1 protein-coding gene is annotated in these 279 nt (G+C 49.1%); it reads left to right on the plus strand.

What is annotated here, in order from left to right; genetic code table 11:
* Positions 1 to 279: rhodanese-like domain-containing protein (locus tag J4G32_RS21560; RefSeq protein ID WP_281413615.1), on the plus strand; the 279-nt coding region annotated here is incomplete at both ends.

Below are 279 nucleotides of genomic sequence, written 5' to 3' on the forward strand. Positions count from 1 at the left end.
ACTATGAGTATGAAGTCGGCCATTTCGAAAATGCTCTGGAAATCCCGGCGGATACGTTTCGTGAACAGTTGCCAAAAGCGGTTGAAATGCTGCGGGAACATGCAGATAAAAAGATAGTGATGTACTGTACCGGCGGTATTCGTTGTGAGAAAGCCAGCGCCTGGATGAAACACAACGGTTTCAATAAAGTCTGGCATATTGAGGGTGGCATCATTGAGTACGCCCGTCGCGCGCGCGAGCAGGGGCTTCCCGTTCGCTTTATCGGCAAAAACTTTGTAT

The organism is Microvirga antarctica, assembly GCF_017921815.1.
Taxonomy (GTDB): domain Bacteria; phylum Pseudomonadota; class Alphaproteobacteria; order Rhizobiales; family Beijerinckiaceae; genus Microvirga; species Microvirga antarctica.